Genomic DNA, 15,436 nt, shown 5'->3' on the forward strand with positions numbered 1-15,436 from the left:
CTGAGACTGGTCTCCCCGGCCACTCAGTGATATTTTTATTTCTATTCCTAACCATTCAGTGCCGCAATATCATGCTTAGCAGAAGAAAACTTATCAAACGCCTTTCAACTGTACCTCTTTTGGGAGGACTGGTTGGCGGCGTAATACCTTTCGAATCGGCCATCGCTTCAACAGGCCCGAAGGTACCCGCTCCAAGAGATTTATTTAAAGAACTGGGTGTCCGCACGTTCATCAATGCTGCCGGAACACTTACTTATATGACCGGTTCGCTCATGCAGGACGAAGTTCTTGAAACGATCAATTATGCATCGAAGGAATTTTGTATGCTGGACGAATTGCAGGATAAAGTGGGCGAAAAAATCGCCAAACTTGTCCATTCAGAAGCTGCGGTGGTTACATCGGGCGCGTTTTCCGGTATGACATTGGGCCTCGCCGGGATATTGACCGGCATGGATCTTAAAAAAGTACAGCAACTGCCTCATCTGGAATACACTGGTATGAAATCGGAGGTGATCTGCCAGAAAGGTCATGACATTGTTTATAACCACGCATTAACCAATACCGGTTGTAAAATGGTCATGGTGGAAACGGTGGAGGAACTTGAAAAAGCAATTAACGAAAGAACAGCTTTGATGCACTTCCTGCATATCCAGTCGGATCAGGGAAAAATTATGCATGAAGAATGGGTTGCCATCGGTAAAAAACACAACATCCCGACTTCCATAGATATCGCTGCGGACGTACCTCCAGTAGAAAACTTATGGAAGTTTAACGACATGGGTTTCAGTTTCGTAGTCGTTTCGGGAGGAAAAGCCATGCGTGGGCCGCAAAGTGCGGGATTACTCATGGGCAAAAAAGAAATTATTGCTGCCGCGCGTCAGCATATGCCGCCAAGAGGCTTCAATATCGGTCGTGGTATGAAGGTGAACAAGGAAGAGATTCTGGGCATGTTCGTGGCCGTTGAAAAATTCATAAATCAGGATTATAACAAACTTTGGAAAGGCTGGGAAACCAGTGTAGCCTTGATTGAAAGTACAGTCAAAACAATCCCTGGCGTTTCTACACACGTTACTGTAAACCCGCTGGGCAATCACACGCCGACTTTAAAAATCAGCTGGGATGCTTCGAAAACAAAATTCGAAGGAAAGGATCTGATGGAAGCCATGCGCAAAGGAACTCCGTCCATCGAAGTCGGCGGTGGTGGCAAAGATGCTGTGAACGTGACAGCGTGGATGCTTAAGCCAGGGCAGGACAAAATTGTCGCAACAAGATTAAAAGAAGAACTATCAAAAATATCCTGATTGATGAGATCCGAAAACCGGTGAGCAATACCTTCTGAAATAGTAAAGAGTTAATTGCACGCGGGCTGTCATGATAATGAATTGCAGTAAATAATTAACTATTCCTAAATCCCTTAATATGAAACGAGTATTTTTATCCATTTGCCTTCTGGCAAGCTGTTGGAGCATTTCCGCAAATGCCCAGAAATACAGCATCCTGATCAAAGGCGGCCATGTGATCGACCCGAAAAACAACATCAATGGCATCATGGATGTGGCGTTGAACGGCGATACGGTAAAAAGCGTGGCCAAAAATATTGATCCGAAACTTGCCCTTCAGGTGGTGGATGCCAAAGGAATGTACGTGACACCCGGGTTGATTGACATGCACTCGCACAATTTCTTCGGGACAAAAATGGACCAGACTTACAGCAATGGGCCAAATGCACTTCCGCCGGATGGTTTTACTTTCCGCACGGGTGTTACAACGGTGGTTGATGCAGGATGCGCAGGCTGGAAGTCTTTCCCGGAGTTCAAAAAACAAACGATCGATATTTCCAAAACCCGCGTATTATCATTCCTGAATATTGTCGGAGAAGGTATGCGTGGCGGAACTTATGAGCAGAATATTGCTGATATGGACCCGGTGAATACCGCAAGAGTGGCAAAAGAAAATCCTGACTATGTTGTGGGTGTTAAACTGGCCCACTTCAATGGCCATGACTGGACGCCTACCGACAAAGCCGTTGAAGCCGGTAAACTGGCAAACATTCCTGTTATGATCGACTTTGGCGGAAGCACTCCGGTACTTTCGATTGAAGAATTGTTCATGCAGCATCTCCGCCCGGGCGACATTTTCACCCATTGTTTTGGTCAGCTGTCAAGCCGCGAACCGATTCTGGATGTTAAGACCGGCAAGATAAAACCATTTGTTTACGACGCCCGGAAAAAAGGAATCCTTTTTGATGTTGGCTATGGCGGGATCAGTTTTGCTTTTTCGCAGGCCATTCCGGCTGTGAAAGGCGGATTTTACCCGAACACGATCAGCACGGATATTCACACCGGCAGTATGAACGCAGCCATGAAGGATATGCTGAACGTGATGTCAAAATTCCTTGCCATGGGCATGGATCTGCAAAGTGTTATCAAAGCCAGTACGTGGGCTCCCGCACAGGCCATTCACCGCGAACAGCTGGGAAGTCTGACGGTTGGCGGCCTGGCCGACGTAGCCATTCTGCGTGTGCTTAAAGGAAATTTCAGTATGAATGACACCGGCGTTTTTGGCTTTTTTGATTACACAGGAACCAAAATTACGGGTAAAGAAAAGCTGGAATGTGAGCTTACAATCCGCGCCGGAAAGGTAGTTTATGACCTGAATGGCATCACCACGCCGATTGTGGTTTCGAAAAGAAATTAAAATAGATTTTAGTAAATCAGAGGGTAATTAGCCTTTATACTTTGGATTGCAAACCAGTACAGTCATGTAAAAGGTATGCAATCCAAATTTAGCTTGTCAGCCCTCAGTAATATCCAATCAACTTCATGAAATTTAAATTCATTGCTGCCGCAGCACTTTTATTCAGCCTAAATTTTTCCCGCCAGTCGCAGGCGCAGACCATTTCAAAAGAAGAACTAACTTTCCTTACCTCGGAATGGAAAGGTGAAAGATTCCCTGACGGAAGACCGAAAGTTTCCGATGATCTGATTCGCCGCGCGAAGGAAATTGCCATTGAAGAGGCCTGGGTTGTACTTCAAAATGAAGGGTACAATTGTCAGTTTGATGGTAACTGGAAAATGATCCACCAGGATGTAACCGTGGCTGGTCGCGCGCTTACCGCACAATTTATGCCGTCCCGTCCAGATATCGAGAAAAACATCAAGGAGCGCGGAGCCAAAAACGGCCGCATTGGAAACACCAATTCCTGGCCTATCGATCAGCTATCCAAAGGTGATGTTTACGTAGCGGATGGTTTTGGAAAAATTACCCAGGGAACATTGATTGGCGACAATCTTGGCAATTCAATCTTTGCGAAAACCGGCAATGGTGTCGTTTTTGATGCTTCTTCCCGCGACCTGGAAGGGTTATCCAAAATTGAAGGATTTAACGCTTTTGTCCGTGACTGGGATCCGTCATATCTGAAAGATGTCGTGCTTACAGGCCTGAATACGCCAATCCGCATCGGTCGGGCCATTGTGCTTCCGGGTGATCTTGTACTGGCCAAAAGAGAAGGCGTAATATTTATTCCTGCACATTTAGTCGAAAAAGTGGTTATAACAGCTGAATTTATTGCCTTAAGGGATAAGTTCGGAATTCTGATGCTGAAAGAAGGGAAATACACACCGGGGCAGATCGATAGCCAATGGTCGGATAAACTGAAAGAGGACTTCCTTAAATGGCTTGATAAAAACCCAAAGGAAATCCCGATGAAGCGTTCTGAACTGGACGAATACATGAAAAAAAGAACCTGGTAATAAATCTGGGAAGAAAAACGGAAGTATCATTTTCCTTTTTCTTCCTAAAAATGCGTCCGTTTTAAAATTGCATAATTAACATATTTTTATGAACATTTATAAGCTATTATCTGGCGTTGCTATTTTGTGCCTCGTCGTTGCGCTTTATCTGGCTGCAACCGGCAATCTTTCTCAGGCGGGTCCTTTTTTCATTGGTTTTTTCATAGCATTAGCGTTCAGTTTCCGCGGCTCCGATACCCTTAAAGGTTTTACATATACCACCATCATCTTCGCTGCCGTTACCACCGCCCTTTATTATCCGCAATATTTTCAGCAGTATAATGGCTTCAAATTTGCCGTGTTGATTACACCGCTGATCCAGCTGATTATGTTCGGTATGGGGACATCCATGAGCTTTGATGATTTTGTCGGCGTTGTAAAAATGCCAAAAGGCGTTTTCATCGGCGTAGTAAGTCACTTTATTATCATGCCGCTTCTGGGTTTTACACTGGCCAGTGTCAGTGGGTTTCCGGCTGAAATTGCCGCCGGTATCATTCTCATCGGGTGTTCTCCAAACGGTATGGCTTCCAACGTAATCTCTTATCTGGCCAAAGCAAACCTTGCTTTGTCGATAACCATTACGGCTATTTCCACCATGCTTGCGCCGCTGATGACACCAATGCTGATGAAATTATACGCCGGTGCTTTTGTAGAAATTGATATGCTTCACATGATGTGGGACATCGTCAAAATGGTGATTTTACCCATTGGGGCCGGTTTGATATTTAATAAACTGTTCACAGGAAAAGCAAAATGGCTGGACGACGCCATGCCTTTGGTTTCCATGTCGGGCATTGCCTTTATTATCGTAATCATTACGGCGGCCGGAAGGGACAGCCTTTTGACGATCGGACCAACATTGATCCTGCTCGTTCTGATCCACAATCTTTTAGGTTACACACTGGGTTACTGGTCGGGCAGATTGTTCAGAATGAACGAGCGCGATTGCCGTACGATAGCCATTGAGGTAGGTATGCAAAATGGCGGTCTTGCGTCAGGTATTGCCAAAGAAATGGGGAAAATGGCAACCGTTGGCCTTGCTCCTGCCGTATTTGGTCCGTTGATGAATATCACCGGATCAATCCTGGCATCCTACTGGCACCGCAAACCAACAGGCGATGAAGCCACTTACGTAGAAACAGGAAGAGCCCACTAAAAATGCCAGGTATGACGCCCAAGCCCTGAAAGGGCGTCATACCTTCGCATCGGGCAACGCCCGATGTGATCGTTCCCGCGGTGATAATAACGTATTATTCCTCGTCCAGTATCAATTGCATAAAGACAAGGTCAAGCCATTGATCGAATTTAAAGCCGACCTCTCTCAGATACCCCTTATCAACAAAACCATATTTTTTGTGAAATTCGATACTGCCGCGATTTGCCGCGTCAATACCGGCTATCATCGTATGCAGCCCGGACTCCTTGGCGCGCTGGATCAAACTTCCCAGCAACTTCCCTCCCACACCCAGTCCTCTTGATTTTTCATCAAGATAAATGGAATGCTCCACACTAAATTTGTATCCTATTTTTGGACGAAATATACTATACGAACCGTAACCTACGACTGCCCCCTCGAATTCTGCCACAATAACAGGCATTCCATCGTTAACCATTTTCTCGAACCAGGCTGTTTGTTCTTCCAGCGTCCGGATCTCGTAATCGTAAATGGCGGTAGAAGTAAGAATGGCATGATTGATTATTTCCAGTATCACGGGTAGGTCCCGCGGAGCAGCATTTCTGATAATAAGATCCATTAAAACCTGATTCAATTTGTGGTGTTTATTTGATAAGGCCAAAGTTACCTGATTATTACCAAAAAATTTACAGTTTATCTTACCTCTAAAAGCCGGTTTGATTTATTTTTTTTTGAAACTCCATTTTTTGCAATAGCTTTACGGAAACTTTAGGGGTGTCCCGTATGCGGACTGAGATAATACCCTTTGAACCTGATGCAGTTAGTACTGCCGATAGGGAAAAGTAAGAGATACTGCTATTGTATCTTAATGAATCTTTCGCAAGGTCCATTCCTGAAGTTTTATTACAAAACATGATTCAGAATGGAAATCAGCATTAACCAGCAACGCACAGAAATTCCCGACAACGCTTCGGTTGAAGAACTCGTGTCCGTTTTTTTTTCAAATTCTACAAAAGGAATTGCCGTTGCCATCAACCAGGCCATTGTCCCCAAGTCCGAATGGCAGGTTCGTCTGCTTAACCCTGACGATAAAGTTACGTTGATCAAAGCCACTCAGGGGGGATAATCGCTTCCCGAACATTTTCACTCCGAATTATCTGTCACATCGCTGTTGCCGGTCAGGTCTCAATGCCCGTCGATGACAGTCAAACCTTATCAAAATGAAAACCGAAAAAACGCCCAACACGGAAGTAATTACCCGTACTCCTTTCCCAAATTCAAAGAAAATTTACGTCAAAGGTCAAATTCATGACATTTCTGTTGCCATGCGGGAAATATCGCTAACCGATACAAAAGTGCACGGAAGAGCCGGTTTGACAGAAAAAAATCCATCGGTAACTGTTTATGACACCAGTGGCCCATTTACCGATCCGAACGTTGCGATCGACGTAAAAAAAGGTCTGGAACCGTTAAGAACTTCCTGGATTTTGAACCGGGGTGATGTGGAACAACTCGACACGATTTCTTCGGAATATGGTGCAAAAAGGAAGAATGACGCAAGTCTGGATTCGCTGCGTTTTGCACATATCAGCAAACCCTTTCGCGCCAAATCCGGTCAGAACGTTTCACAGCTGCACTATGCAAAAAAGGGAATCATTACGGCCGAAATGGAATACATCGCAATCCGTGAAAACCAGCGGATTGAAGAACAAATTAAAGAACTAAATGGCAAAGGCGCTCCGCTGTCCCATCAGCACGGGGGCCATAGTTTTGGTGCCAATACGCCCAAAAATTTCATCACACCAGAATTTGTCCGCTCCGAAGTAGCCGCCGGACGGGCCGTAATCCCGGTAAACATCAACCACCCGGAAAGTGAGCCGATGATCATTGGCCGCAACTTCCTGGTAAAAATCAATGCAAATATTGGTAATTCAGCGGTTTCATCGAGCATAGAAGAAGAGGTTGAAAAGGCTGTATGGGCTTGCCGCTGGGGCGCCGACACGATCATGGACCTTTCTACCGGAAAAAACATTCACGAAACCCGCGAATGGATTATCCGTAATTCTCCGGTTCCCATCGGGACTGTACCGATATACCAGGCACTCGAAAAAGTAAACGGCAAAGCAGAAGATCTGACCTGGGAATTGTTCCGCGACACGTTAATTGAACAGGCGGAACAGGGCGTAGATTATTTTACCATCCACGCGGGTGTTTTGTTAAGATATATTCCATTGACCGCAAAACGCATCACCGGAATTGTTTCCAGAGGCGGGTCGATTATGGCAAAATGGTGTTTGGCACATCACAAGGAGAATTTCTTGTATACGCATTTTGAAGAAATTTGCGAGATCATGAAAGCCTACGATGTTGCATTTTCTCTGGGAGACGGACTTCGCCCAGGCTGTATCGCCGATGCCAATGACGCGGCTCAGTTCTCAGAGCTTGAAACACTAGGCGAATTGACAAAAATTGCCTGGAAACATGACGTCCAGACGATCATCGAAGGCCCTGGTCACGTGCCTATGCACCTGATTAAAGAGAACATGGAAAAGCAGTTGGAACATTGCCAGGAGGCTCCATTTTACACACTTGGGCCATTGACGACGGATATCGCGCCAGGTTATGACCACATAACCTCGGCCATCGGAGCGGCTATGATCGGCTGGTTTGGTACGGCTATGCTTTGTTATGTTACTCCAAAAGAACATTTGGGTTTACCAAATAAAAAAGATGTAAAAGATGGTGTAATCACCTACAAAATCGCAGCCCACGCGGCCGACCTTGCCAAAGGACATCCGGGCGCACAATACCGCGACAATGCATTAAGTAAAGCACGATTTGAATTCCGTTGGGAGGATCAGTTCAACCTTTCTCTTGACCCGGATACTGCAAAAGAATTCCATGACGAAACCCTGCCGGCAGAAGGAGCCAAAATTGCGCATTTCTGCTCGATGTGCGGACCTAATTTCTGCTCGATGAAAATCACGCAGGATGTACGCGACTACGCCGAAGAAAACGGTTTGATGGAAGAAGTAGTACTGGAAGAAGGCATGCAGGAAAAAGCCCGCGAATTCGCAAACAAAGGAAGCGAAATCTATCTGTAAATGATACTATTAGCCATATCCGATCCTGAGTTTTTCCCTGACGAGGCTGACATTATCAACAGCCTTTTCAGGGAAGGATTGGTGTGTCTGCACTTAAGAAAGCCCGCAAGCTCCCCGAATATGCTGAAAGCCATGCTGTCAAAAATCGAACCAAATTTCATGGACAGAATAGCCCTTCACCAGCATCACGATCTGGCGGGTCAGTTCGGTATAACCAGACTTCACTTTACCGAAAAAGACAGAAAACTTGCTTCTCTGAAAAGTCTGGAAAATTTGAAATCCGCCGGTCATCTGCTGAGCACCTCGATCCATGAGCTGAACGAAATAAGCAGCCTGTCGACACTTTTCAGTTATACATTTTTCGGACCTGTATTTGACAGCATTTCAAAATCCGGCTACAAAAGCGCGTTACCCACAGACTTTTTTCTTGATGAAGAAATCAAAAGAATTCCGGTAATAGCGTTGGGCGGGATTGATATTACAAATCTGAAAAAAGTGAAGGCGATGAATTTTGACGGCGCAGCCGTGTTAGGAACGCTATGGAAAAACCCGCCATCAGCCCCCACCCAATTCAAAAAACTAAAAGCTCAAATAACGCAAAGCCCCAAAGGAGCGCCCTATCTCAGCCCTGGGTACCACCCTGGGGTTCCGGGCCCGTCAACACATAAGACCATGATCGATAAATTACAATTCATATCCAACCAAACAAAAGATATATCACATCTGGAAAGTATCAGACTGGCACTGGACGCCGGTTGTAAGTGGATACAGTTGCGAATGAAAAACGAATCCCCGGAAAACATTTTAAAAACCGCGCTGGAAGCCAAAATACTGACCGATAACTACCAGTCCAAACTGATCATCAACGACTTTCCCCTGATCGCGAAAGAAGTTGGGGCTTACGGTCTGCATTTAGGCTTAAACGATATGCCAATCCCCGATGCAAGAAAAATAGTTGGAAATGAGATGATCATCGGAGGAACAGCCAACACACTGGAAGATATCCTGAACCGAATTCATGAAGGTGCTGATTACGTTGGTCTTGGGCCTTTCCGGTTTACCTCAACAAAACAAAACCTGAGTCCGATTGTCGGTTTGGAAGGCTATCGCTTTTTGCTAAGCACCTTAAAAGAACTTGGTTATTCCATCCCCGTCATCGCTATCGGCGGAATTAATGCCGAAGATATTGCTGCGATAAAACAAACGGGAGTTCATGGCGTAGCGATGTCAGGTTCCATCATTGGTGCACCAAACAGAAAAGATCTGGTTCAAAAAATTAACGAAATTGTATGTTAAAAATAGCTGATAAAGAATTCTCCTCCCGGTTGTTTACCGGTACCGGAAAGTTCAGTTCCTCACAATTAATGGAAGACGCACTTGTCGCTTCCGGCTCCGAGCTGGTAACTGTCGCCTTGAGGCGTGTAGACGTTACGAGCCAGGAAGATGATATCCTGGTACACCTGAAACACCCACAAATCAATTTACTTCCAAATACTTCGGGTGTCAGAAATGCCAGGGAAGCCGTTTTCGCGGCACAATTGGCAAGAGAAGCACTTGAAACAAACTGGATCAAACTGGAAATACACCCTGATCCCAAATACCTGATGCCCGATCCGATAGAAACGCTGTTGGCAACGGAAGAGCTGGCAAAACTAGGTTTCGTGATTTTACCGTACATCCATGCTGACCCGGTTTTATGCAAACGCCTGGAAAACGCCGGAGCCTCTGCGGTGATGCCGCTTGGCTCTCCGATCGGAAGCAACAAGGGTTTAAAAACCATTGATTTTCTGGAAATTATCATTGAACAAAGTAAAGTGCCGGTCATTGTCGATGCCGGGATCGGGTCACCTTCTCACGCGGCGCAGGCCATGGAAATCGGTGCCGATGCCGTTCTGGTAAATACTGCTATCGCCGTTGCCGGAGATCCCGTGCAAATGGCTGTTGCTTTTAAACTTGCCGTCGAAGCCGGGCGGATGGCTTATCATGCCAGACTCGCCAAACAGGGAAATTTTGCCGTAGCCAGCAGCCCATTAACAGCCTTTTTAGATGATGAGTTTTAAAGATTTGTTCGAGTCGTATAGCTGGGACCAGGTAAAGGAGAGCATTTATTCCAAGACCAAAACAGATGTTGAAAACGCACTCAATTCATCCAGAAGGACACTGGAAGATTTCAAAGCGCTTGTCTCCCCCGCTGCGTCCGGTTATCTCGAACCCATGGCGCAGCTGAGCCAGAAGCTGACACAGAAACGTTTTGGCAAAACCATTCAGTTGTATATTCCGCTTTATCTTTCCAACGAATGCACCAATATCTGCACCTACTGCGGGTTTAGTCTGGACAATAAAGTACGAAGACGCACCCTGACCGAAGAAGAGATTTTACGCGAGGTAGCCGTCATTAAAAACCTTGGTTACGAACATGTTCTTTTGGTTACGGGAGAAGCAAACCAAACGGTACACGTCGAATATTTCAAAAAAGTATTACAACTGATCAGGCCCTATTTTGCCCAGGTTTCCATGGAGGTTCAGCCGCTGGATACGGACGAATACACAGAGCTTATTCCGTTAGGGCTGACTTCTGTGCTGATTTATCAGGAAACCTATCACAAAGAAGATTATAAAAAACACCATCCCAAAGGAAAAAAGTCTAACTTCAATTATCGTCTGGAAACGCCGGACAGACTGGGGCAGGCTGGTATTCACAAAATGGGTTTGGGCGTACTGATCGGTTTGGAAGACTGGCGAACAGACAGTTTCTTTACTGCTTTACATTTGAATTATCTTGAAAAAACCTATTGGCAAACCCGTTACAGCTTGTCTTTCCCGCGCCTCCGTCCTTTTTCGGGTGGCCTGGAACCCAAAGTTGAAATGAATGACCGTGAACTGGTGCAACTCATTTGTGCCTATCGATTGTTTAATGAAGAAGTGGAGATATCGCTGTCGACGAGAGAATCGGAAAAATTCAGAAACCATTGCGTGCAGCTGGGGATAACTTCCATCAGTGCCGGTTCCAAAACCAATCCGGGCGGTTATGCCGTAGAACCCGAATCATTGGAACAATTTGAGATTTCCGACGAACGCAGTCCGAAGGCAATTGCTGAAATGATTAAAAGTAAAGGATATGAACCGGTTTGGAAAGACTGGGACAGAGTGATGCAGTGTTGAATTTTGAATGAGTGAATAAAGATTACACAGAGAGACACGGAGTTTTGCTCTCAGAGTTAATCCTTCTTTGTGTACCTCTTACTACTCTGTGGCTCTCCGTGTAACCTTTATTACAATTAAAAAACATAAAATGGAACCACAGGAAAGAAAAAGATATAGTCGCCAGATTATTTTGCCTGAAATGGGTTTGTCCGGACAAGAAAAACTGAAAGCAGCAAAGGTACTTGTCATTGGTGCCGGCGGCCTGGGTTGTCCGGTATTACAATATCTTACTGCGGCTGGCGTCGGGACGATCGGGGTGGTAGACGATGATACCGTGGACATCACCAATCTTCACCGCCAGATTCTGTACGCGGCAACGGATGTTGGAAAGGGTAAAGCCGAAACGGCCGTTGCGAAACTCTCGGCTATGAACCCTTTCGTTAATCTGATCGCGATTCCGGTCCGGCTTGATGAAAAAAATGCGGCAGAAATAATCTCTGGTTATGATATCGTGATCGACGGATCAGACAATTTCCCGACACGATATCTTGCCAATGACATCTGTGTTGCTCTAAACAAACCCCTTGTTTTCGGTTCCATCTTACGTTTTGAAGGCCAGGTTTCTGTTTTTAATTATAAAAACGGCCCAACCTACCGCTGCCTTTTCCCCGAAGCCGAAGAAGGCGACAACTGCGAAGTTGCAGGCGTTATCGGCATTCTACCCGGCATAATCGGGACTTATATGGCGAATGAGGCGATCAAAATCATTTGTGAGATCGGCGAGATTTTGTCCGGGAAATTACTGGTGATCAGTGCGCTGCATAACACCACAAATATTTTTAACTTTTCAAGATCCGCGGATTTTCCTCGACCTGTGCAAACAACCGTTGCAGAAACATCCCATAAAACGCCGGAAAAAGATGCCCGGGAGATGTTATATGACGACCTGGAAAATTTGCTGGAATCAGAACCGGATACAATTCAGCTGATCGATGTACGGGAAGAATACGAATTTGAAGAAGATTTTATCGGTGGCATCAATATTCCCCTGCCCGATCTTCCCGAAAACCTGAACCAGATATCGCCTGATAAAACCGTTGTTTTTTACTGTCAAAGTGGAAAACGCAGCAAACTGGCAGCTGATCTCCTGGCAAAAAGCGGCTTTACGGGAGAAAGTTTATGGGCAAAAAAAGCATAAGCTGTGACCCAAATATTTTTTTATCATGACTTTAACTTAATTTTGAATACCTAAAATGAAGTCAAGGTCATGCAGGTTGCCCCATCTCCAGTTCTAGCCGATGTTATCAAACATTTTCTGATCATTGAAAGTAATTTCAGTGCCGGGACCTGTCACCGCATGTTTTCCGATGGAAACACGGGCCTGGTATTTAATTTCAGTGATCCCCTGTTACACGAGAATTCAGGCCATGGCGAAACCGCTGTGCTTCCCAAAAGTTTTATTTACGGCCAGCTTGACGCTTACCAGAATATTATTACAAAAGGTAAACTCGGCCTGGTCATCGCAGTTTTTCATCCCTATGGCGCCTCCGCTTTTCTGAAACTGCCGGCCACGGAGCTAAAAAATCAAATTGTAGACGCTACCTGCTTTTTTTCTAAAACAACAGACCTGTTACTTGAACAAATACACGAACAATGTGACACCTACAGCCGGATCAAAGCGGTCGAAAATTTTCTGATTGCCACCAGGAAAACACAAGCTGGCTCGGGGATAATTGCTGCTGAGGCCGTGCGGCTCATTCACCACCATCATGGAAATTTGCCAATTACCTCGTTGTTAAGCAGTCTCCAAATCAGTGAACGGCAGTTGCAACGAACATTTGAAGAGCATATCGGAATTTCTCCCAAACGATACTCCGGCGTGACCAGAATCCAGTTTTTTCTCAAACTGTTACGAAACCGGCCTTTGGATACCTCTTTAACTTCACTGGGTTATGATTCGGGATTTTATGACCAGGCCCATTTAATCCGTGAGCTGAAAAACATTTCGGGCATTACACCCCGACAATATATTTCCAAAAATCCTCCTTTGGCTGCTAATCTCGTTCCGATCGTACCGGTTAATTAGTTCTTCTGTCTGCGTCGGATTTGTACAATTTCGCCGGTTCCCGTCCTCTTACTTTTGAATCAACAAATTACAAAAGCTATGGAGAACATTAAAATTGCAACAGCCCAATTCGAAAACCGGAGCGGCGACAAGGAGTATAACCTTCATGTTATGGATCAGCTCGCACAGCAAGCGGCCAGCAAGGGTGCCCAGGTTATCGCCTTTCACGAATGCTCTGTAACGGGTTACACATTTGCACGGCACTTGTCGCGCGAACAACTTTTAGATATCTCGGAATTTATTCCCGATGGTCCGAGCGTAAAAAAACTTGCAGCCATAGCCCGAAAAAACCAGATTGTTGTTCTGGCCGGCTTGTTTGAAAAGGATGCTGACGATAAAATTTACAAATCCTATGTTTGCGTAGACGAAAACGGATTGGTTGCCAAATTCCGAAAACTTCATCCTTTCATCAATCCGCACCTGACACCCGGAAACGAGTATGTCGTTTTTGACCTTTTTGGATGGAAATGCGGCATACTGATCTGTTACGACAACAATATCATTGAAAACGTGAGGGCAACCAAATTACTCGGGGCCGATATCATTTTCATGCCGCACGTCACTATGTGCACACCTTCTACAAGGCCGGGTGCCGGATTTGTAGATCCTGCATTGTGGCAAAACCGGGAATCTGACCCAACATCAATTCGTCAGGAATTTGACGGAGCGAAAGGCCGTATCTGGCTGATGAAATGGCTTCCGGCGCGTGCTTATGATAATGCGATCTATGCCATTTTTTCAAATCCGATCGGCATGGATGACGACCAGCTGAAAAATGGTTGCTCCATGATTCTGGATCCATACGGGGATATCATCGCCGAATGCCGCGAACTGGATAATGCCATTGCCATCGCAACCTTAACACCGGAAAAACTGGAAAGAGCCGGCGGTTCCAGATACGTTAAAGCACGTCGGCCCGATTTGTACAGGGATATCATCGGTCAGGATCATAACCCAGTACAAAAAGTAGTTTGGCTGGAAAAATAACAGGATTTTTAACGTGCCTGGCATTGTTTTCGATCGCCAGGCACTACCTTTTTTAACCAATTTTCAGCAGACGCTGGGTACCTCCGGAAAAACAGGTAAGGAATTAATTTTCAATTAATTTTACTCTATTAATTTGGTAGATTTAATGGTTTTAGTAGCTTTGCATACTGACTCTACAAATACTGAATATTAATAGGAATAGTAATGTTACAAAAAGTTCTCTCCTTAAAGCTTCCAACACGGCCTGTCTGGTATATTCTGCCAATCAGTGTATTCATTCTGTTTATCGGTTTTTTGTTTTTAAACGGCACTTTGTCCGTAACTGAAACCAGCATTGAGACGTTTCTGGCGAGTGATTTCGCATTATATCTTTTGGTTGGCCTCGCTGCTCAGGTTGTCGACGGTGCACTCGGCATGGCCTACGGGGTCACATCCACTTCATTCCTGTTAAGTCTTGGCGTAACACCCGCGATCAGCAGCGCCAGTGTGCACGTTGCAGAAATGTTCACAACAGGAGCCTCTGCGATTTCTCATTTCAGATTTAAAAATATCAATAAAAAACTTTTCAAAGGACTTCTGATTCCTGGTGTGCTTGGAGCTGTGACCGGCGCCTATCTGCTTTCGGATGTTATTGATGGCAATGTGATCAAGCCATATATTGCTTTTTACATGCTGATTCTCGGCGTGATCATCATTCGCAAAGCCATTCAGAAGAATTTTGTAAAAAATAAAACAAAACGTATCGGCCTTTTGGCTGCTACGGGTGGGTTTATGGATTCCATCGGCGGCGGCGGATGGGGCCCTATTGTTACCTCTACATTGCTTGGCCAGGGTCGCGACCCACGTTATACGATTGGCTCTGTTAACGCAGCCGAATTTGTCGTAACGTTTGCAAGTGGTATTACTTTCCTGATTTTCCATGGCGTAAACAGCTGGCAGGTCGTTCTCGGACTGATCGTCGGCGGTGTTATCGCAGCTCCTTTTGGTGCTTTGGTTGTCGGTAAAATAAAACGCAAACCGTTGATGTTAATGGTTGGTATTCTGGTGATTGGCCTGAGCCTTCGCACGATTATCCTGAGTATCCTATAAAACACCAAACGGTTCAGCCTGTTTTCTCTGATTTCAGCCAGTACTTTCTTGCATGATTTTG

14 protein-coding genes and 1 riboswitch are annotated in these 15,436 nt (G+C 45.4%); of the genes, 13 read left to right on the forward strand and 1 reads right to left on the reverse strand.

What is annotated here, in order from left to right; all coding sequences use genetic code 11:
* The first annotated feature begins 71 nt into the window (after nt 1-71).
* The 4 genes from M1L62_RS02005 to M1L62_RS02020 all read left to right on the forward strand — a co-directional run bounded on the left by M1L62_RS02005 (nt 72) and on the right by M1L62_RS02020 (nt 4,947).
* A complete protein-coding gene (locus tag M1L62_RS02005) occupies nt 72-1,301 on the forward strand; it encodes an aminotransferase class V-fold PLP-dependent enzyme (RefSeq protein WP_254411329.1) in 1,230 nt (409 codons plus the stop codon).
* 118 nt (nt 1,302-1,419) lie between these two features.
* A complete protein-coding gene (locus tag M1L62_RS02010) occupies nt 1,420-2,697 on the forward strand; it encodes an amidohydrolase/deacetylase family metallohydrolase (protein ID WP_254411330.1) in 1,278 nt (425 codons plus the stop codon).
* 125 nt (nt 2,698-2,822) lie between these two features.
* Nucleotides 2,823-3,752: an RraA family protein gene (locus M1L62_RS02015; RefSeq protein WP_254411331.1), complete on the forward strand. Its 930-nt coding sequence runs from the start codon at nt 2,823-2,825 to the stop codon at nt 3,750-3,752.
* A gap of 88 nt (nt 3,753-3,840) precedes the next feature.
* Entirely contained in the window at nt 3,841-4,947 is a 1,107-nt protein-coding gene (locus M1L62_RS02020) for a bile acid:sodium symporter family protein (protein WP_254411332.1), read from the forward strand.
* 94 nt (nt 4,948-5,041) lie between these two features.
* Here the strand turns inward: M1L62_RS02020 and M1L62_RS02025 are convergent, their stop codons facing one another.
* Entirely contained in the window at nt 5,042-5,545 is a 504-nt protein-coding gene (locus M1L62_RS02025) for a GNAT family N-acetyltransferase (RefSeq protein ID WP_254411333.1), read from the reverse strand.
* A 141-nt stretch (nt 5,546-5,686) separates the two neighbouring features.
* A riboswitch (TPP riboswitch) is annotated at nt 5,687-5,782 on the forward strand.
* A 66-nt stretch (nt 5,783-5,848) separates the two neighbouring features.
* Between M1L62_RS02025 and thiS the strand changes: the two genes are divergently transcribed.
* The 9 genes from thiS (at nt 5,849) to M1L62_RS02070 (ending at nt 15,375) form a co-directional block, all read left to right on the forward strand.
* Nucleotides 5,849-6,052 (forward strand): sulfur carrier protein ThiS, encoded by a 204-nt coding sequence (gene thiS, locus M1L62_RS02030; RefSeq protein ID WP_254411334.1) that lies wholly within the window; start codon nt 5,849-5,851, stop codon nt 6,050-6,052.
* A 94-nt stretch (nt 6,053-6,146) separates the two neighbouring features.
* Complete coding sequence (gene thiC / locus M1L62_RS02035; RefSeq protein ID WP_254411335.1) at nt 6,147-8,030, forward strand: phosphomethylpyrimidine synthase ThiC; 1,884 nt, start codon at nt 6,147-6,149, stop codon at nt 8,028-8,030.
* Nucleotides 8,031-9,326 (forward strand): thiamine phosphate synthase, encoded by a 1,296-nt coding sequence (locus M1L62_RS02040; protein WP_254411336.1) that lies wholly within the window; start codon nt 8,031-8,033, stop codon nt 9,324-9,326.
* Nucleotides 9,320-10,090, forward strand: a complete 771-nt coding sequence (locus M1L62_RS02045; protein ID WP_254411337.1) for a thiazole synthase — start codon at nt 9,320-9,322, stop codon at nt 10,088-10,090. Before M1L62_RS02040 ends, M1L62_RS02045 begins: the two co-directional genes overlap by 7 nt.
* A complete protein-coding gene (gene thiH, locus M1L62_RS02050) occupies nt 10,080-11,192 on the forward strand; it encodes a 2-iminoacetate synthase ThiH (protein ID WP_254412055.1) in 1,113 nt (370 codons plus the stop codon). The genes M1L62_RS02045 and thiH overlap by 11 nt, the downstream gene beginning before the upstream one ends.
* 130 nt (nt 11,193-11,322) lie before the next feature.
* Nucleotides 11,323-12,372 carry a HesA/MoeB/ThiF family protein gene (moeB, locus tag M1L62_RS02055; protein WP_254411338.1) on the forward strand — a complete coding sequence of 350 codons (1,050 nt, stop codon included), beginning with the start codon at nt 11,323-11,325 and terminating at the stop codon, nt 12,370-12,372.
* Between the two features lie 69 nt (nt 12,373-12,441).
* Nucleotides 12,442-13,260 carry a helix-turn-helix transcriptional regulator gene (locus M1L62_RS02060; RefSeq protein WP_254411339.1) on the forward strand — a complete coding sequence of 273 codons (819 nt, stop codon included), beginning with the start codon at nt 12,442-12,444 and terminating at the stop codon, nt 13,258-13,260.
* 78 nt (nt 13,261-13,338) lie between these two features.
* Complete coding sequence (locus M1L62_RS02065; protein ID WP_254411340.1) at nt 13,339-14,286, forward strand: nitrilase family protein; 948 nt, start codon at nt 13,339-13,341, stop codon at nt 14,284-14,286.
* Nucleotides 14,287-14,490: 204 nt separating this feature from the next.
* Nucleotides 14,491-15,375, forward strand: coding sequence for a sulfite exporter TauE/SafE family protein (locus tag M1L62_RS02070; RefSeq protein ID WP_254411341.1), 885 nt, complete (start codon nt 14,491-14,493; stop codon nt 15,373-15,375).
* Nucleotides 15,376-15,436 lie beyond the last annotated feature (61 nt).

It is taken from the genome of Dyadobacter diqingensis, from assembly GCF_024220585.1.
Taxonomy (GTDB): Bacteria; Bacteroidota; Bacteroidia; order Cytophagales; family Spirosomataceae; genus Dyadobacter; species Dyadobacter diqingensis.